Source organism: Anaerococcus sp. HMSC075B03, from assembly GCF_001815585.1.
Classification (GTDB): Bacteria; Bacillota; Clostridia; order Tissierellales; family Peptoniphilaceae; genus Anaerococcus; species Anaerococcus vaginalis.
This window is the reverse complement of the sequence record NZ_KV821183.1, coordinates 1-20009: the sequence shown is the minus strand read 5'-3', so window position 1 is coordinate 20009 and position 20009 is coordinate 1. Positions and strand designations below refer to the sequence as shown.

Genomic DNA, 20009 nt, shown 5'->3' with positions numbered 1-20009 from the left:
TATGGGAAAACTTCCTCCTAACAAAATCTTTATCTATTCAATTGTTAGCTTGCTTTTTTTCTATTTATCCTATAAACAAATCTTTTAGAAAAATGTCAGATGGCTCTACTTTAACAATTAATTTCCACCACTTTTTCCACGAAAACCTATATTATTTTCTTTTTTTAAATAAAGCTTCACTATTATAAAGTTTTATAATATAAGATTTCAGATTTTAAATCCATTTAAATTTTTATAGTCTAAATACATTTATAGCTTTAAATCTCATATATCACTATAAACTTAAGCATTTTTATTATCCATGCTAGTGGACTATCAGAAGATTTTATCTTCTGTTATTATAATAATACCCAGTGAAATCAATTCTAAACATTTTTTTAAAATTTTTTAATTTTTTTGAAATTTTTAAATAAAAATTTATTTTTTCCCCTTATTTTTTATCGATTCGCCTATTGCTTTTTGTAATAATTTTAAATATGCATCATTTGCCTCTTTTTCTCTGTAAAAATGAACTCCGTCTGTGCCTTTGTAATATTCTGGGTGGGCCATAGCTTCTTTTTCCCAATCCATTATTGTTATGAAATCATATTTTTTTCCTAATTCTTTCATGACTTTTGTTGTTTTGTGAGGGTGTTTGAAGCGATCGTCAAAACATGTTACTAATATTAGTTTATGGTTTTTTGGTAGTGTTTTTATTATTTCTTCAAGGCTTTCTTCAGGATCTTTTATTGAGTTTGTTCCAAGGGCTATTACAAGAGTTGAGCCGAGTGTTCCTTCTTTTTGCATCTGTTTTATAATTTTACTTGCTGAATCAAGGGATCTGTTTCCTTCTGCATCTACATATAAATTTTCTATATTTTCTTGTAAAAATTCCCTGTTTCCCAAAAGTACGCTGTCTGCTATTACTGTAATTGGAGCCGATTTTTTTGCTTCAATTTCTTTTTTTATTTGCCTATCTAGGCTTTCTTTGTCACGTTTTATCTTATCAATGTCCTGCCCTATTGATTTTTCATAGATCGTTTTTTCTATATCTATCATATTATCTGACTTTTGATCTATAAAATATCCCGAAAAAATTGTAAAGACTAAGATTATTCCTATAAGACTTTGGATAAATATTTTATATTTATCATAGGAAAATTTCTTCTTTCCAAAAACTTTAAGGTCAATTTCAAATTCATCTTTATTAAATAAAGTCTCAAATACGTAGTAATTAAATAAAACTAAAAGACTTGTTATAATTAAAATTATTAAAAAAGCCCACCATTTTTTTGTAAAACTTGTAACTATTACATAAACTGGCCAGTGAAAAAGGAATATGCTATATGAATAGGCTGATAAATTTTGTATTATTTTTCTTTCTTTTAAATCTTTGTTGGAATATGCAATAATTATTAAAATTATTGTAGTTAAATCAGAAAGCAAAAATCCCAAACAATAGGTAAGTTTATTATTATATGAAAATAAAAATGAAATTATTAGCAAAAATAATGAAAATCCTATGGTTGGTTTTAGGTTTGGAATTTTTTTGTAAGAAAATCTTTTTACAAAACAAGCTAGAAATGATCCTAAAACGAAGGAACCCATTCGACTTAGATCAAAAAAGTATACAAAGGATATTAATTTTTTATCTTTCAATACAAGAATTATCATCAACAAATATGAAAATAAATAAAGAATCAAAGATATTTTCATCAAGGCTGTTGAAAATCTTTTTTTGAAGTGATCTTTGTCCTTGTATTTTCTATAAAGAAATGATAAAAACAATGGCCATAATATATAAAAATGGACTTCTATAGCCAATGACCATGTTGGCATAAATAAACTTTTTATAAATTGTCCCTCGTATGATCCTCCCCTAATTATTTCAAAAATATTGTAATTAAAGGAAAGGGCGGAAATAAATTGGTCAAAATATCCTACTGTAAAATCCTTGTTTATAAAAAATGCAGATATATTTGTTAAAAAAATCATCAAAAGAAGTGGTGGGAAAATTCTTACAAATCTTTTATAATAAAACTTTTTTAAATCAATATCATCTCCACCGTATATTTCGTCAAGCAAGTGAAAACTTATCAAAAATCCTGACAAGACAAAAAGAACATTTACTCCCAAGAATCCTCCTGGGATAAAACTTGTAAAAAGATGATAAAATACCACCAAAAATATTCCCAATAATCTTATGTAGTCCAATCCCTTAATTCTCATTATCTTCTACCATCTTCCAGGTTTTTCCTTCTTTTTTATATACGCTTCCATCTTTTAGCTTAATTTTAATATCCTTATTTCCCTTTTCTTTGTCAAAATCACAAATATAGGTATAATCTTGATTTACAAATTTACCATTACCGTTAAATCTGCCTTCTTTAAAATCTCCAATATATTTTCCATCAGAAGTTTTGAGTTCTCCTTTTCCTTCAAATTTATTTTTTACAATTTTTCCCTCATAAAAAATTTCCTCATTCACCTTATAATTTGAAACTTTTCTTGGTATTTTTAAAAATAAAATATATACAAATGAAATTAAAATTAAAAATCCAATAAGTCTTCCTAATTGTGAATTGAATTCTTTTCTATCCATTTTTTCTCCTTATATTTTTAAATTCATTATATCAAATTATCTAATTTTTTAATATTTTTATTAAAATTTATTGAATGTCGCTCAGTTCTGATAGTGAAATAAAGAAGAAAAATTATTTTTGGTAACGTTTGTCTATTTTATTTAATTGATTTATAATATGAATTGGAGGTACACTATGAAAATGTTTAATAAATTATGTGTTTCAATATTGAGCGCAGTATTTTTATTTACTGCATTAGCCTTACCTGCAAAAGCTTGTACAGGCGTTATAGTTGGTAGCGATTTGACTGAAGATGGTACTACAATTTTTGGTCGTACAGAGGATTTGGAAATAAATCACAACAAGGTTTATAAAATCAATGAAGCTGGCAAATACAAAAAAGGAGAAAAACTTGTAGATGTTTCTTACGCAGAAAAAGGTGGATATGAATTTGAACTTCCACACGATTCTTACCGTTTTACTTCTATAAGTGATACTACTCCTGAATATGGTAAGTTTGATGAGGCTGGCTACAACGAAAAAGGTCTTATGGCTGATATGACTGTTTCTGCATCTGCAAGCGAAGATGTTCAAAAGGTTGATCCATATCTTGATGGAGAAGAAGAAGGAAAGCCAATTGGAATTAGTGAGGCAATAATTACAACAGTTGTATTATCAAGTGCTGACAATGCACTAGATGCTGTAAAATTAATAGCTAATGAAGTTGCTACAAAAGGAGCTGCTGAAGGAAATGCTCTTGTAGTTGCTGACAAAACAGATACTTGGTATGTAGAAATTTATTCAGGCCATGAATTTGTTGCAATGAAATATCCAAAAGATAAATTCTCAGTTTTCCCAAATACTTTCTGGCTAAATGAAGCAAAACTTACAAAAGGCGAAGAAAGTGACAATTATATAATGAGCGAAGACGAAAATTATCTTTATTCTAAAGGAATTTTTGAAACAGCTAAGAAAGCAAAAACTTTTGAAGGAAATGAAGATGATAGAATTATAAATTTGGCAAAATCTTATGCAGAAAAGGAATTCTCTCCATCAAACCGTTCAAGAGTTGCATCAGGAATCAAATTCTTAAATCCTGATTCTAAAATTGATATGGAAACTGAAACTTATGAATTCCTACAAGATGCAAAAAAAGGTTCTATTTCTGTTAAAAATGTAATGGACTTTACAAGAAACAGACTAGAAAATTTTGATTTAGAAGCAAATGACAGAGGAAGAGATGAAACTTATCCAATAGGAAATAGAAATACTATGGAATCACACATCTTCCAAGTTTCAAAAGACGCAGAGGCAACAAATCCTGGAATAATGTGGCTAACACTTGGTTCCCCACTAGTTCAACCATACGTTGCATACTATCCAAACCAAGAAGATGCAATTGATGAAGTTAAAAACGAAACAAATGATCCACAAAAAGATAAGTCACATTATTGGATGGCAATGGATACCCTACACATGGTAGAGGCAAACAGAGATGACTTTATGAAAGACATCACTCCAGAAATTGACAAATTTGAAAAAGAACAAATAGCAAATACAAAAGTTTCAGGAGAAAAAGATCCAACAGAAAAAAATAAAGAAGAAGCTAAAAAAGCATTCGATTTATTAAAAGGATTCAACAAAGACTTAGAAGACAAATACAAAGATTATTTAAAGAAAAACGAATACGAATATACTTTCTACGGAAGAAGAGCTACTGAAAACTTCACAGATACAACAATGGAAGTTAAAAAAGATACAAGCGATAAAGCTTTGAATCTTCAAGTTACACCAGACGAAGACGAAAAAGGTGGAAAAATCGAAATAGTAGACTCTTACGGAGAACCTGTAGAAAAATTAAATAATCCAGTAAAAATCTCAGTTCCTAAAAAAGCCTTTGAAAAAGAAGTTGCATTCGGCTCAAAAGATGACAAAATTGATGTAAAAGAAGAAGATGACAAATACGTATTCGAAACAGACAAATCATCAGTAGAATACAAAACAGAAGGCAAAGAAGAAGAACCAAGCCAATCAAACGATGCATCATCAAAAGAAACATCAGCACAATCATCAAGCAATGAACAAGAAACAAATAAAACAGAAAACAAATCAAACAAAACATTAATAATCATTGCAGTTGCTGTAGTAGCAGCCGTTGTAGCTATATTTTCAAGAAAAAAGAAAAACTAGAAAATAAAATAAACTAAAAGCAAAAAATCGTATTGGGTTTTCCAATACGATTTTTTTGTAAGAAAAATTTTAAAATTTAAGTTTAGAAATTAAATAATAACTTACCTATCTTAACTAAATAAGCATAGCAAATGCGTGGATAGATCTCATTATTTAAGTAAATTCGAATAAATATCGAAAAAAATCCAAGCCTACTTGTCTTGAGTAATTTACCTATTATATATTTTATTTTATTATTTAGCAAATTAAAAAATCTCCCTGTGGGGAGATTTTTCATATAATTTTTAGATTAGGTCTAAGGCTTGATTTAAGTCTTCTATTATTTCATCTGCATCTTCTAGACCTACTGATAATCTGATTAAGCCTGGTGCTATTCCTGCTTCTTTTAGGGCTTCTTCTGAGTAGGTTGAGTGGGTCATTGTTGCTGGATGTTCGATTAATGTTTCTGCATCGCCTAAGCTTACTGCTAATGAACATAATTTTACGTTATTCATGACTGTTCTTCCTGCGTCGATTCCGCCTTTTACTTCGAATGTTACCATTGCTCCGTAGTCTTTCATTTGTTTTTTGGCTACTTCGTGGTTTTTGAAATCTTCTAGGCCTGGATAGTATACTTTTTCTACGTTTTTGTGTTTTTGTAATGCTTCTACAACCTTTTTGGTGTTTGCTACGTGTTGTTTCATTCTTACTTCTAGGGTTTTCATTCCTCTAAAGATTAAAAATGCATCGTGAGCTGATAAAACTGAGCCTGTGAAGTCTTTTTGACCTACGAGTCTTACTTGAGTCATTAATTCTTTTGATCCGCATGAGAATCCTGCTATTACGTCGCCGTGTCCGTTTAGGTATTTGGTTGCTGAATGTACTACTATATCTACGCCTAATTTTAATGGATTTTGTAGGTATGGTGTTGCAAATGTATTGTCTGCGATTACTAATGTATCTTTTGAGTTTGCTTTTGCAAGTTTTACTACTTCTTCTATATCTATTACATCTAGGGTTGGGTTTGCTGGTGTTTCTAGATATACTATTCTTGTGTTTTCTTTTAAATGTTTTTTAACTTCTTCTAGGTCTGTCATATCTATGAATTCTACGTCTACGTTAAATTTTGTTATTTCATTTAAAAATGCAAATGTACATCCGTAAAGTGTTCCGCATGCTAGGATATGATCTCCTGCTTTTATGAATGGCCAGATTGATGATGTGATTGCTCCCATTCCTGATGATGTTGATACTGCTGCTTCTGCTCCTTCAAGTGTTGCTAGTTTTTTTTCTAGGGCATCATTGGTTGGATTTCCTAGTCTTGAATAGATAAATCCTTCTTCTTCTAGGGCAAATCTTCTTCCACCTTGTTCTGCGTTTTCAAATATAAAGGTTGATGTTTGATATATTGGTAGTCCTAATGAACCGTATGTATCTTTTATTGCGCCTGCGTGTATTGTTTCTGTTGCAAATGATCTTTTTTTGTTTTCTGTCATTTTCTAATCCTTTCATTTCCATTGTTTCATTTTTACCAAATATTTAATATAATATATCCAAAGAGACTAAGGAGATATTATGAATTTAAACAAAATTATTTACGCTATAGAAGTTTCTAAAACAGGTTCTATTTCAAAGGCTGCAAAAAACCTCTACACATCCCAGCCTGCCATTTCCATGGCTATAAATGATCTTGAAAAAGAACTGGGTTTTAAAATTTTTGAGAGAAATCAAAGTGGAACTCAAACAACCGCCAAGGGACTTGAGTATCTCATAAAATGCCAAGATTTAATCAGCAAATATAAGGAAATCCAAAGACAATATGCTCCAGATAATAAGGATATTTCTGAGCTTAGAGTGTCAAGTCAGCACTTTAATTTTGCCGTTTCAGCTTTTATGAAATTAATTGACAAGTACAAGGACAATTCTTTCAAATTTTATTTAAAAGAAACCACATCCCTTGATGCCATTAACCACGTTGAAAACGATTATTCTGATCTTGCCTTTATTTACATAAATGAACCTTATAGGCAAGCTATTTTTAATTTATTTAAAGAAAAATCTTTATCTTATGTTACAATTGCCAAGGTCATTCCTCATGTTTTCATTAATAAAGACCATCCATTAGCGAATGAAAATTTGATTAAGATAGATGATCTTTATAATTATCCTATGATAATTTATGAGCAAAATGACACTGAGATTTTGCCGGAAGAATTTGTAAACTTACCTGATCACAAACAGGTTATCTATACCCAAGATAGGGGCACGACTTTGGGGCTTATTTCCAACACAAATTCTTTTAATGTTGGAACAGGTTGCCTTCATCCAAATAGTGGATTTCCTAATATCAAAACTGTTAAGCTTGAAAATCCAGAAAATTTATCTATGGATATAGGTTATGTTTACAAATCTTCCAAAAATCTTTCAAAGCTTTGTAAGGAATATTTATCCCTAACTAAGCGTGAGCTTGTTCATTGTCTTCCAAATTTTTAACATGACCCCTAACTTTTGATTCAGCCATATCATATTCAAAATTCCATTTATCTTTTGCAGCTGTAAATGGTACATAGATAGAAACTATGGAAACAACTCCCAAGATAAATTGATACCAGAAATATGGCATAATTTGGAATGGTGCTACAGCACCTTTTGTAAAGCTTGCAGCTATTAATACTTGAGCAGCATAAGGTACTATTCCTTGGAATACGCAAGAGAATGTATCAAGAAGTGATGCAGATCTTCTAGGGTCGATCTTATATTCTTTACACATTTTCTTTGCAATTGGACCTGAAATAATAATTGCAACAGTATTGTTTGCTACAGCAATATCAGCAAGAGAAACAAGAGCAGCTATACCAAGCTCGCCAGATTTTTCTCCCTTTGCAAATTTTTTGATTTTTGAAATAATCCAATTAATACCGCCCTCTTTGGTAACCATATTAGAAAGACCACCAATTAGCATTGAAAGTAAGAATATTTCAAACATTCCAGTAAATCCTTCCCACATAGTTTGAGAAAGAGCAAGTAAGTTAAATCCGTTGTTCATAAGAAGAACAATACCAGATAAAACAATACCACCAGTTAAAACTAAAAATACATTAACGCCCATAAGAGCAACTACCAATACGAAGATATAAGGAATAATCTTAATAATATCGTAAGATAAATCTTTTTGAGCTGGTTGAGTTTCAGGCGCACCTAAAATTAATAGCAAAATAAAAGTAATTATTCCAGCAGGAAGAGCCATTTTAATGTTCATCCTAAACTTATCTTTCATTTCACAGTTTTGAGTTCTAGTTGCAGCTATAGTTGTATCAGAAATAACAGATAAGTTATCTCCAAACATTGAGCCACCAACCAAAGCACCAAGCATCAAAGCAATATTGATACCACCGGAAGTAGCAAGACCAATTGCAATAGGTCCTAAAGCTGTAATTGTTCCAACAGAAGTACCAGTAGCTATAGAAATAAAACAAGCTATTAAAAATACACCTGCAGTTAAGAATTTAGCAGGAACAACAGAAAGTCCTAAGCCAACTACAGAATCAACTCCACCAGAGGCAGAAGCCAAAGCAGAGAAAGCGCCAGCCAATATGTAAATCAAACACATAATTATAATGTTTGAGTCGCCACAACCTTCAACTAAATTGTCAAATTTGTCATCAATACTTCCACCAAATAATAAAAATGCACTAATAATACCAACAAGAGCTGCAATAGGTGCAGGCAATTGATAAAATGCCATTTCTACTCCTCTTAAATGAAGTACGATACCTGTGGCAAGATAAATAACGATAAAAACCAAAAATGGAATTAACGCCTTTCCTGAAATTTTTTCATTTTCTTTCACAATATTCACCCCTTTTTTAAAAATGATTACGTTTTCACTATTATAATACATTAGATTAAAATCGTTGTAAAATACATATAAGTTATGGTGCATATAAGAAAAACTTATAAAAGCTTTTTCACATTTTTATTGATAAAGATTCTCATTCGTATTATAATAAAAAAAAAGATTATATGCTTGTTAATCTTTATTTGTAATTTTTTATTTATAAGGGGTAATTATGATTAAAATTTCAAATTTACATAAGTTTTATGGAAAAAATTCTAACAAGATAGAAGTTTTAAAGGGAATTGATTTATCTTTTGATGAGGGAAAAATAATTTGTATTTTAGGTCCTTCTGGCTCTGGAAAATCTACCTTGTTGAATATTATTGGTGGAATTGAAACAATTGACATAGGAAATGTTAATATTTTGGGTCAAGATCTAGGTGAATTAAATAAAAAAGATTTGGAAATTTTTAGGCGTAATAATTTGGGCTTTGTTTTTCAATTTTATAATTTAATTAGTGATTTAAATGTTATAGAAAATATTGAGCTTGGTAAATTTTTGTCTGATAATCCTCTTGATATTGATGATTTGATTGATAATCTTGGTTTATCTGACCAAAAATATAAATTCCCAAACGAAATTTCTGGAGGTCAAGCTCAAAGAACTTCTATTGCAAGGGCTATGGTAAAAAGTCCTAGAATTTTAATTTGTGATGAGCCAACTGGTGCTCTTGATTATGAAAGTGCTAAGGATGTTTTGAATTTAATTGAAAATTTAAATAAAATTTATAAATCTACGATTTTAATTGCAACTCACAATACTAATATAAGTAAAATGTGTGATATTATTTTAAATTTACATGATGGCAAAATAAAGAATCTTTTTGTAAATTCAAATAAAATATCTGCTAAGGAGGTTTCTTGGTAATGAAAAATCCTCTTAATAAAAGAATTTATAGGCAAATAAAATCTAATCCTTTTAAATTTTTTTCTATTTTTTTAACTTTAACCATTTTAATTATTTTTTCATCATCATTTTTTACTGCCCAACAGTCTATTAAACATTTGTATTACAAGCAAATTGATGATGGAAAAGTTGAGGATGGAGAATTTGTTTGTATTGATAAACTATCTAATAAAACAATCAAAGCCTTGGAAGATCTTTCTTTGAATGTTTATGAAAATTTTTATTTTGACGAAAACTATCATGATGATAGAACTTTAAGAGTTTTTAAAAATAGAAATCGTATCAATATTAGTCAAATTTTTGATGGAAGATTGGCAAATAATGACAATGAAATTGCTATTTCTGCTAATTATGCAAGGGCAAATAAAATAAATATAGGGGATTTTTTGAAAATTAAAAATAAAAAATATCTCGTAACAGGCCTTGTTTCTTTGCCTGATTATTCTACTCTTCTTAAAAATAGGGAAGATATTGTTATGGATACAGGATATTTTGGTGTTTGTCTTTTGTCTTCTAAAACTTTTGATAAGATAAAGGATAAAAAAATTGTTTATAATTATTCTTATCATGATAAATTTTCTAAAAATAGTAAAGTTGCAAATAAAATGCTTAAAAAAATCGCAAAAATTGTCAACAAAAAAAATCTTATGATTGATGGCGTTACAAGATATGATAATAAATGCATAACTTATATTATGGATGATATGGATGGGGATGTGCCTACTATGATTTCGGCTAGTATTTTATTATTTATTTCTCTAGCCTTTATTAGTGCTGTGCAAATTAAAAATTTAATTGAAAATGAATCTCCAATAATTGGTTGTCTTTTAGCTTCTGGTTACAAAAAAAAGGAATTATTAAAAAATTATATGGCTATGCCTTTGTTTTTGGCAATTTTGGCATCTATTTGTGGAAATTTTATAGCCTTTACTTATTTTTATAAAAAATATGCTGATGTGTATTATCTTTCTTTTGAACTACCAAAATTTGAGCTAAATACAAACCATCTTACCTTTGCATTTACGACTATTTTGCCTATTTTTATATATTTGGTAATTAATTTTTTTGTTGTATATTTTTCTTTAAATCACAATCCTATTGACTTTTTGAGAAAAAATTTATATAAGAAAAATAAAATATCAAAACTTAAATTGAAAAATTTTTCTTTTATGCAAAAGGCAAAACTAAGATTGATATTAGACAACAAACTAAATTTTCTAGCCCTACTATTTGGAATTTTCTTAGCAAATTTGCTTTTGGTTTTCTCTCTTTGCCTTGAACCTTCTTTTGAAAATTATGCAAAAAAAATGAAAGATGAGATGAAATATGACCATATTTACTTTGTAAAGACAAAGGATGAAAAAATAAAATCGGATATGGCTAGCATTGTAAATGTAAATTTGGTAAATTTTGATGACAAAAAAATTCAATTTTATGGAGTTGATAAAAATAGCAAGTACGATAATAAAAATTTAAATGAGCTTAAAAAAGATGAAGTTGTTATATCATACGGTCTTGCACAAAGATTTAATCTAGGTAAAAAAGATACAATAAAAGTCTTAAACTCTTATAATAATAAAACTAATACCTTAAAGATAAAAAAAATTGATGATAAGATAAAAACTTTGCAAATTTTAACAAATAGACAAAACTTAAATAAATTAATAGGAAAGGATTCTTCATATTTTAATAGTTACTTATCAGATAAAAAGTTAGATATTTCAAAAGAAAATTTAATAACAGAGATAAACAAAAAGGATATGACAAAATTTATGGACCATTTTTTTGACCACTTTAAATTTGTTTTTAAAATTGTCCTTATTGTTTCGCTCGCCTTTTATTTTATAATAACGAGCGTTATTTCAACAACTATTATTGATAAATCAAAAGAAAATATAAGCTACCTTAAAATATTTGGATTTAAAGATAGAGAAGTTGTAAAAATATACATCAATACCATACTCTTTTTACTTGTAATTTTTGAGATTATACTAATGCCACTACTGAATACAATACTAAAATTTTTAATAAAAATTTCTATGGAAAAACTAGATATTTTTGTGGATATATCTATCCCAAATAAAATATTTGCCTTTGCATTTTTCTTGAGTTTACTTACTTTTATAATTACACAAATTATTGAAAGCTATAAAATTTCAAAATTAGACATGGTAAAAGAGCTTAAAAATATCAATGGATAAATAAAAATTACACCTTGGTATCTGATGCTTTTGCTTATTTTTTTAACATCTCCTTTTATATTTGCTAATTTATTATATTGATTTCTACAATAAAATTTAAAAAACTAAATTTTGGGTATATCAATATATATGATGTGAAAATATATATAAAAAAGGAGCAAATAATGAAAATAAAAAATGTAACCGTAGCTGGTGGTGGCGTTTTGGGTGCTCAAATTGCCTACGTCGCAGCTTTTCATGGATTTAATGTAACGATTTGGGGAAGAAGTGAAGGTTCTATTGAAAGAATTAAGCCAAGAATTGAAAATTTACACAATATTTTTTCTAAGGAACTTATGGCTTGTCCTTCATATATTGGAGCTGAAAATCCAAATTATCCTAGGTCTTTTTTCAAAGATAAAAACGAAATTACTAATGAAAAAATAGAAGAATTAAAAAATGTAAATGAAAAAATTTTTAAAGAAATAAAATACACTACTGACTTAAATGAGGCATTTTCTGATGCTGATCTTGTTATTGAGGCAATTGCAGAAATTGTTGATGAAAAGAAAGATTTTTATGAAAAAATTTCTTCTTATTTAAAAGAAGATGCAATTATTGCAACAAATTCTTCAACTTTCTTGCCTTCAACTTTTAGAGAATATACTGGTAGACAAGACAAATTTTTAAGTCTTCACTTTGCAAACTCAATTTGGAGACAAAATCTTGTTGAGGTAATGAAGCATGACAAAACAAGTGATGAGGCTTTTGAAAGTGTTATTGAATTTGCAAAAAATATAGGAATGTATCCAGCTGTAATAAAAAAAGAGCAAGCAGGATATATTTTGAATTCTTTGCTTGTTCCATTTATTAACGCAGGTCTAAATCTTTATGGAAATGATGTTGCTGATCCAAAAGATATAGATATGGATTGGAAAATCGGAACAGGCTCTCCAAGAGGACCTTTCGAAATAATTGATATAGTTGGTATTACAACTGTAATAAATATTTCAAAAACAAATCCACAAGCAAATGATCCAAATTCTCCAATTGCAAAAGCTATTAAAAAATTGGAAGAAAGAGCTGCCAAAGGCTTAAAGGGTATTGAAACTGGGGAAGGATTTTATAAATATAAATAAAAATATAAGGCGATAAATTATTTTTATCGCCTCAGACTGTAGACAAAGTAGGTGCAAATGCACCTACTTTTTAAACTTCTAAAGGAATGTGTTTAAATTCATTTACATCAAACAATCCTTTGTCTGTCATCTTTATATCCGGTATAACCGGTAGAGCCATAAATCCAAGAGTCATAAATGGATCTATTCCATCTCCTACTCCAAGCTCTTTTGCTTTTTCTAATAATTTCTTGATCTCTTCATGTACTTCTGTCATTGATTTACTACTCATAATGCCTGCTATATCAAGTCTTAAAAACCCTTCTAATTTTCCATTTGAAGATATTGCCATTCCACCACTCATCTCATCTATTTTCTTTATTACGTTTAGCATATCTTCATCATTGTCCCCAATAACAACTAAATTATGGCTATCGTGTGCTATTGTAGTTCCAACAGCGGCATTTTTTATATCATATCCCTTTATCAATCCTATTGCTATTGAAGAATTTCCGGTGTGTCTTTCAATTACCACTATTTTTCTTATTCCGTCATCTGAGTATTCGAAGTAACCATCTTTTACATCTACATCATAGATAATTTTCTTAGTTAAAAGTGATTCTTTTTCCATTTCAATTACATGGACTCTGTTTGAATTCAATCTAAGTTTTAAATCTTCTAATTTAAAATCTCTTATATTCATTTTTGAAAGTACCTTTGGAGAAAGTTTTTGTGGAAAATCTACTATTACTTTTCCATCTTCTGCTACTTTCTTGCCTCCAACGAAAACTGCTTTTGCGTTTATGTTATTCAAATCATCGAATAAAAAGAAATCTGCAACATACCCCGGTGCAATTGCCCCTGAATTTTCCATTTTGTAACACTGAGCCGGATTTAAAGTTGCCATTTTAATTGCATCTAAAGGTTCCATCCCCAATTTAATTGCTTTTCTCACGTTGTTATCTACATTTCCATCTTTTAACAAGTCTTGCGGATGTCTATCATCTGTACAGAAGAAACAACGACTTATGTTATCTTTTGTAACTCCTTTTATCAGTGCTTCTAAATTTTTAGCAGCTGTACCTTCTCTTAATTGAATGTACATTCCTCGGCGAATCTTTTCTTTCATTTCATCTACATCTGAACACTCATGGTCTGTTAAAATACCAGCTAGTACATAATCGTCCAACGCCTTTCCTGATAAAAGTGGGGCGTGTCCATCTACTACCTTATTGCTATTTTTAGCCAAGTCGATTTTTTCCAAGATGTCTTCTGATCGATTTACTGTTCCAACAAAATCCATCATTTCTCCTAACCCTAAAACTCTCGGATCATTTATCATCTCTTTATAATCGCAAGCTTTTAAAATAGCTCCACTTGTTTCAAATGGTGTACATGGAACGCATGATGGCAACATTACATATACATGTGCCGGTAGATCTTTTGTTTCATCTATTATGTATTCAATCCCATCAAGCCCACACACATTTGCTATCTCATGTGGATCTGCTATTATAGTTGAAACTCCTCTTGCAACTAAACATTTTAAAAATTCAGCTGGAGATACCATAGAAGACTCTATGTGCACGTGTCCGTCAGTCATAGTTGGTGATAGGTAGTATCCTTTTGCATCTACAATCTCATCTGCATCTTCATAATCTCCAATGCCAATAATTTTTCCATTCTTCACTGCTACATTTCCCTTGTAAATTTCATTTTGAAACACATCTATTACTTTGACATCTTTTATTATCAAATCCGCTTTCATATCACTCTTTAACATTTCTCTCTCCTTATAAAAATAACATTTTAACTAAAGATAAAATTCCTATCATAATACCATCCACAATACTGTAAGTAAGAGGAATTATGATAAAGGTTAAAAATGCAGGTATAGCTTCTGTTATATTATCAAAATCTATAGCTTTTACTGCACTTGTCACTGCCATAAGTCCTGTTCGCCCTCCCTCTTCTATGACGGCTGAAGTTTCTAATGTTGTTCCCACAACACTTGTTCCTAAACACCCAGCTACAATTGTTCCTAAAGAATCTACTAGAAAAGATTTATTCATATCTTTTGCTTCATTATTTTTAGCTTATATGTTACTATTGTTTCATCTTTTTCTCTTTGCATTTTTAAATTATATTTTTCTCCACACAAAAGTTTTATCCTATTATTTACATTTTCCATGCCTATTCCTCCAAGTTTTGTTGGAATATTTTCTTTTTTTTCTTTTGGACCTAGTCCGTTATCTATTATTTTTATTATTAAATATTCTGGATTTTTTTCTACTATAATTTTAATGTAAGACTTGGATTTTTTTTCTCTTATTCCGTGATAAATTGCATTTTCTATTATTGGTTGGAGTATTAATTTTGGAACGTATAGACTGCTTGTTTGTATTTTTTTTATAAATTCGTAGGTAAATTTATTGTCATATCTTATTTTTTGTATATCTAGATAATTTTTTGCGTGTTCTATTTCCTTATCAAGTTTTACGAAATCTTCGTCAATGTTTAGGCTGTTTCTTAGAAGCATCCCTAAATTTTTGGTTACTTTTATTGCTTTTTCATTTTCGCCAAATTCTACAAGCCACAAAATTGTATCCAAGGTATTGTATAAAAAATGTGGATTTATTTGGCTTTGAAGAGCTTTGACTTGGTAGGTTCTTTTTTGTTCTTCTTTTTTTTCTATATCTTCTGTTAGAACAAAAATCCTATCTATTAGGTTGTTGTATTCTTTTGTTAAGATTTGTATTTCGCTTGATGCTTGAGGGAGAGATTTTATTTTATATAATTTTTTGTCGGTTTTTTTGATTTCTCCAATCAAATAAATTATTGGTTTGCTTATTTTTTTTGACACAAAAATCGACACTAACAAAGTCAAAATAAAAACGATTAGGGCAAGAATTAGGGAGCTTTCTATTAATTGTTTTTTTAAATTAGAAATTGCGTTTGAAAAGGAAATTCCTACCAGCTTCCATTGGGTATTTGGAATAAAAACATTGGATGAAACAAAGTCCATTTTTTCTGGTTTCATCCTCTTTTTTAAAAGTTTTTCGTAATCTTTTTTGCCAAAATCTTCCATATTTTTTGATTTAAAAAGGAGTTCTTCTTCTGAGGACAAAATAAAAACATAGCCATCTTTGCCAAAATTTATTGTCGAAAGAAAATCTTCCAAAAATTTATAGGAAAGATTTATAACCACAAAGCCCAATCTTTTATTATTTTTATCTTTAATTTCTTTGGAAATGCTAATTATATTTTTTGATGAATCACTAGATATTTTTGAAAAATCAGCCTTGCTTGCAAATGCCATATTATTTGAATTTATAAGTTTTTTATACCAAGAAATATTTTTCATATCCTTATTTGTTTCTAAACTTACTTTCTCATTTGAAATAATATTTCCATTTTCAGAAACTAGGAAAATTTTTTTTATAAATTCATCGCTTTTTTCGCTAACTTTTATTATGTCCTTCAAATTTTTAAAATCTGTCTTATCATCCATTATATTTTGACTTTCGGCTGACATAGCCAAAAGAGAGGCAAGGTTTTTGTTTTTTTCTAAATAGCTTGCCACATAAATACTTGCATTTTTGACTTCTTGGCTTGTTTCTTCTTTTTCGTATGTCATAAGCTTTGAAGAACTTTGCTTGTACCAAGAAAAAAGCATTAGTGATATTATGAGAATAGAAATCACAAAAAAGCAAGCACTTATTTTGAATTCTATTTTTTTAAAAATCTTTTTCATTTATTTTTTCCTAATTTGTTTTGGACTTTTGCCAAAATATTTTTTAAATTTATTAGAAAAATATGAAACATCATAGATACCAACGGCATCTGCTATTTCTTGATTTTTCATATCGCTTGTCAAAAGCAAAATCCTTGCCTTTTCCATTCTCAATTTATTGGATAAATCCTGGAAAGATAAACCGTAAATTTCTTTTATCAAACTGCTTAAATAATTATTATTGTAACCAATGTCGCTTGCCATCTTATTTAAAGAAAAATCTTCACAAAATACATTTTTATCAATATATTTTTTTATATCTTCATAAGATTCTTTTGCCTTTAAATTCTCATCATTATACTCTTTCAAAGACTCATTTTTTCTGTTAATATTAAGCTTATTTACAGCAGTTTTTAACATATATTCTACATCTTTTTTGCTAACAGGTTTTAAAATATAATCGTCCACCTTTGCCCTAATAGCAGCTTGGGCATAATCAAAATAATTGTAGCCTGTAAGAATTAACAAGTAAGAATCTGGATTTTTCTCCTTTATTTTTTTACTAGCACTAAGACCATCAACTATAGGCATATTTATATCCATTATAACTATATCTATCTTGTTTTTTAAGGCCAAATCAACAGCCTCTTTCCCATTTTCCGCCTCAAAAACTTGATCAATTTCCAAACTCTCAAAATCTATTAAATTTTTTATGCCCTTTCTTATGATTGATTCATCATCTGCTATTAACAATTTATACATAATCCCCTACTTTACAAGATGTTTTAAATATCCATATCCCCTATCTTCCATATCTTTAAGTGGAATAAATTTAATTGAAGCTGAATTTATACAAAAACGAAGACCGCCAAGTTCTTTAGGGCCATCATTAAAAACATGTCCCAAATGGGAATCCCCAGACCTACTTCTCACTTCAGTTCTGTTCATATTATACGACTTATCTTCACGATATGTCACAACATCTTTGGCTATTGGCTTAGAAAAAGATGACCAACCACAACCCGAATCAAATTTATCACTTGATGAAAACAAAGGCTCGCCAGTTGCTACATCAACATAAATACCTTTTTCCTTATTATCCCAATATTCATTAGAAAAAGAAGATTCAGTTTCATTTTTTTGAGTAACCCTATATTGAATATCCGTAAGTTTTCTCTTCAAATCATCATCCGATGGTTTTGGATATTTAGCAGGGTCAATCACAACTTCACCCGCCTTTGACAAGTCGATATGACAATATCCATTCGGATTTTTCCTCAAATAATCTTGATGATAATCTTCAGCCACAGTAAAATTTTTAAGTTTCATATTTTCAACCACAATTTTTTCGCTGTATTTTTTTGCCTGAAAATTCATAACCTTATCTATAACTTCCTTATCAGAATCATCCACATAATAAATCCCAGTCCTATATTGACTTCCCCTATCATTTCCTTGTTTATTAAGGCTAGTTGGATCAATTATTTTAAAATAATGATTAAGCAAGTCCTCAAGCTTTATTTTTTTACTATCATAAGTTACTTCCACAGTTTCCGCATAGCCACTTTTGCCACTACTTACAGTTTTATAAGTCGGGTTATTAACCTTTCCATTTGCATAACCACTTACAGCATCATAAACCCCATAAATTCTTTGCATATATTCCTCAACACCCCAAAAACAACCACCAGCTAGGTAGATTTTTTTAAGATCATCCTTAGAATAATTTTCCTTTTCCTTATCCATATCTTTTTGATTTTCCATTTCCTTTAAATTTTTCTTATTATTAGAGTCAATAATTTCATCAATTTTTTTGCCAATTTCCTCATTTGTGCTAGAAATATTTCCATTATCCTTAGACTTATTCTTAGAATTATTAGAACAAGCCACCAAAAAGATAGCACAAATCAAAAAAACAAAAATAAATTTACCTTTCATACAAAACTCCTATTTAATCTGTTTAAAAATTTCATTGATAGTATCCTTATCCAAAGCCCCTGGAGCAACCTTGACAAGCTTACCCTCAGAATCCAAAAATACATTTGTAGGAGTAGATTTAACATTAAATTTTTTAATAAAATCCCCACTCGTATCATACAAAGTATTAATATTTTTATATTCCAAACCATCAAACCATTTTATAAAATCCTTCTTAGATTTTTCCCCCATTTGGTCAGGAGCAACCACACTTACAACCTGATAATCCCCATTACCATTAGACAATTCATCCAATTCGCCAAGACTTGACAAACAAATAGGACACCAAGAAGCCCAAAACTTAATATAAGTTTTCTTCCCCTTAAAAGAATCCAAAGAAACCTTGTTACCATCCCTATCCTCAAGATTCAAAGAATTATCACTATTTTTATTTTCCATACTATTACTTGAAATATTTTTATCCTTCATATCATTCATATTTTTATCCGCCGATTTTTCACTAGAGCATGCACTAAGAGCAAAAGCTATAACTAAAAACGGTATCGCTAAAGATTTTTTCATATATCCTCCTAAATAAATAAATTGTTAAAAAATGAAGTAAGATTAGGCAATTGATTAGTCATAAGAACAACGCCCATTACCATTATCAAAAATCCACCCAAACGTTTCATAAAAATAAGATGTTTTCTAAAAAAATCAAAATTTTTATTAAGAGTAGATGATAAAACAGCCATCAATAAAAATGGAACCATAAGGCCAAAAGAATAAACTAGCATCATAAAAGCCCCATAAAATTCCTTACCACTGCTTGCAGAAGTAAGAAGAACTGCTCCAAGAATTGGACCAACACAAGGCGTCCAACCCAAAGAAAAAGAAAGCCCCATAAGATAAGTCCCCAAAGCCTTAGTTTTCTTATTTTTAAAATTAACAGTCTTAGTAACATTCAATTTTTCAATATTAATAATTTCCATTTGATGAAGACCTAACAAAAACACAATAAGTCCCCCAATAAAAATTATCCATCTATTATTAACAAATTTTCCAAAAAAACCTGCACCAAAACCCAAAATAACAAAACTAGTAGCAAGACCCAAAATAAAAGTCATAGTTTTAATAATAGCACCAATATTTATATAAATTTTTCCAAATTTAAAATTTTTATATTCTCCCCTTTGATCCGTAATGATACCAATATAAGCAGGCATCAAAGAAAAAGTACAAGGAGCAAAAAACGATAAAAAGCCAGCAATAAAAACCGAGCTTAAAAGTAATTGATTTTCAATCATAAATACCTCCTTTTTTTTATAATATAATTATAAAATCAAAGGAAAAATAATAGAATAGAAATATCTTATGTAAAATATAAAAATAATCAGATATTAAAAAATAAAAAAAATACAAGCAAAAAGAAATTTAAAATCAAAAAAATTATATTTATAGACAACAAAAAAGACTAGCTTATGCTAGTCTTGATTGTTTGGCAACTTCCTAGTCTCCCGGGAGGT

Annotated in this window: 16 protein-coding genes; 5 read left to right on the top strand and 11 right to left on the bottom strand. The window is 29.2% G+C overall.

Features of this window, described 5'->3' with window-relative positions:
• Positions 1-417 precede the first annotated feature (417 nt).
• Both HMPREF3045_RS04225 and HMPREF3045_RS04220 read right to left on the bottom strand, forming a co-directional pair.
• A complete protein-coding gene (locus tag HMPREF3045_RS04225; protein ID WP_070737186.1) occupies positions 418-2208 on the bottom strand; it encodes an acyltransferase family protein in 1791 nt (596 codons plus the stop codon).
• Entirely contained in the window at positions 2198-2581 is a 384-nt protein-coding gene (locus HMPREF3045_RS04220; protein ID WP_070737185.1) for an MORN repeat-containing protein, read from the bottom strand. Before HMPREF3045_RS04220 ends, HMPREF3045_RS04225 begins: the two co-directional genes overlap by 11 nt.
• 175 nt (positions 2582-2756) lie before the next feature.
• Between HMPREF3045_RS04220 and HMPREF3045_RS04215 the strand changes: the two genes are divergently transcribed.
• Positions 2757-4751, top strand: a complete 1995-nt coding sequence (locus HMPREF3045_RS04215) for a C69 family dipeptidase (RefSeq protein ID WP_070605576.1) — start codon at positions 2757-2759, stop codon at positions 4749-4751.
• Between the two features lie 284 nt (positions 4752-5035).
• Here the strand turns inward: HMPREF3045_RS04215 and megL are convergent, their stop codons facing one another.
• Positions 5036-6226: a methionine gamma-lyase gene (gene megL / locus HMPREF3045_RS04210; RefSeq protein WP_070605573.1), complete on the bottom strand. Its 1191-nt coding sequence runs from the start codon at positions 6224-6226 to the stop codon at positions 5036-5038.
• A gap of 79 nt (positions 6227-6305) precedes the next feature.
• Here megL and HMPREF3045_RS04205 point away from each other — a divergent pair, with 79 nt between their 5' ends.
• On the top strand, positions 6306-7223 hold the full coding sequence (locus HMPREF3045_RS04205; protein WP_004839646.1) for a LysR family transcriptional regulator: 918 nt from the start codon (positions 6306-6308) through the stop codon (positions 7221-7223).
• Here HMPREF3045_RS04205 and HMPREF3045_RS04200 read toward each other — a convergent pair.
• Positions 7186-8580 (bottom strand): Na+/H+ antiporter NhaC family protein, encoded by a 1395-nt coding sequence (locus HMPREF3045_RS04200; RefSeq protein WP_070737184.1) that lies wholly within the window; start codon positions 8578-8580, stop codon positions 7186-7188. The genes HMPREF3045_RS04205 and HMPREF3045_RS04200 overlap by 38 nt on opposite strands.
• Before the next feature lie 220 nt (positions 8581-8800).
• On the opposite strand from HMPREF3045_RS04200, the gene HMPREF3045_RS04195 reads away from it, so the two are divergent.
• The 3 genes from HMPREF3045_RS04195 to HMPREF3045_RS04185 all read left to right on the top strand — a co-directional run bounded on the left by HMPREF3045_RS04195 (position 8801) and on the right by HMPREF3045_RS04185 (position 12854).
• Positions 8801-9496, top strand: a complete 696-nt coding sequence (locus HMPREF3045_RS04195; protein WP_070737183.1) for an ABC transporter ATP-binding protein — start codon at positions 8801-8803, stop codon at positions 9494-9496.
• Positions 9496-11736, top strand: a complete 2241-nt coding sequence (locus tag HMPREF3045_RS04190) for an ABC transporter permease (RefSeq protein ID WP_070737182.1) — start codon at positions 9496-9498, stop codon at positions 11734-11736. Before HMPREF3045_RS04195 ends, HMPREF3045_RS04190 begins: the two co-directional genes overlap by 1 nt.
• 164 nt (positions 11737-11900) lie before the next feature.
• The gene (locus tag HMPREF3045_RS04185) at positions 11901-12854 is read left to right on the top strand and encodes a 3-hydroxyacyl-CoA dehydrogenase (RefSeq protein WP_070737181.1); all 954 of its coding nucleotides are present in this window, start codon (positions 11901-11903) and stop codon (positions 12852-12854) included.
• Between the two features lie 70 nt (positions 12855-12924).
• On the opposite strand, the gene ade is transcribed toward HMPREF3045_RS04185, so the two are convergent.
• From ade to HMPREF3045_RS04150, 7 genes are read right to left on the bottom strand one after another with little or no spacing between them, the layout of a single operon-like run.
• Positions 12925-14616 carry an adenine deaminase gene (gene ade, locus HMPREF3045_RS04180; protein WP_070737180.1) on the bottom strand — a complete coding sequence of 564 codons (1692 nt, stop codon included), beginning with the start codon at positions 14614-14616 and terminating at the stop codon, positions 12925-12927.
• 10 nt (positions 14617-14626) lie between these two features.
• Positions 14627-14905, bottom strand: a complete 279-nt coding sequence (locus HMPREF3045_RS04175; protein WP_083316581.1) for a hypothetical protein — start codon at positions 14903-14905, stop codon at positions 14627-14629.
• On the bottom strand, positions 14902-16587 hold the full coding sequence (locus HMPREF3045_RS04170; RefSeq protein ID WP_070737179.1) for a sensor histidine kinase: 1686 nt from the start codon (positions 16585-16587) through the stop codon (positions 14902-14904). Before HMPREF3045_RS04170 ends, HMPREF3045_RS04175 begins: the two co-directional genes overlap by 4 nt.
• On the bottom strand, positions 16588-17328 hold the full coding sequence (locus HMPREF3045_RS04165; RefSeq protein ID WP_004839637.1) for a response regulator transcription factor: 741 nt from the start codon (positions 17326-17328) through the stop codon (positions 16588-16590).
• A gap of 6 nt (positions 17329-17334) precedes the next feature.
• Positions 17335-18504, bottom strand: coding sequence for a peptide-methionine (R)-S-oxide reductase MsrB (gene msrB / locus HMPREF3045_RS04160; protein ID WP_070737178.1), 1170 nt, complete (start codon positions 18502-18504; stop codon positions 17335-17337).
• Between the two features lie 9 nt (positions 18505-18513).
• Complete coding sequence (locus HMPREF3045_RS04155; protein ID WP_070737177.1) at positions 18514-19065, bottom strand: redoxin family protein; 552 nt, start codon at positions 19063-19065, stop codon at positions 18514-18516.
• 8 nt (positions 19066-19073) lie between these two features.
• Positions 19074-19790 (bottom strand): cytochrome c biogenesis CcdA family protein, encoded by a 717-nt coding sequence (locus HMPREF3045_RS04150; protein ID WP_070737176.1) that lies wholly within the window; start codon positions 19788-19790, stop codon positions 19074-19076.
• Positions 19791-20009: the final 219 nt, after the last annotated feature.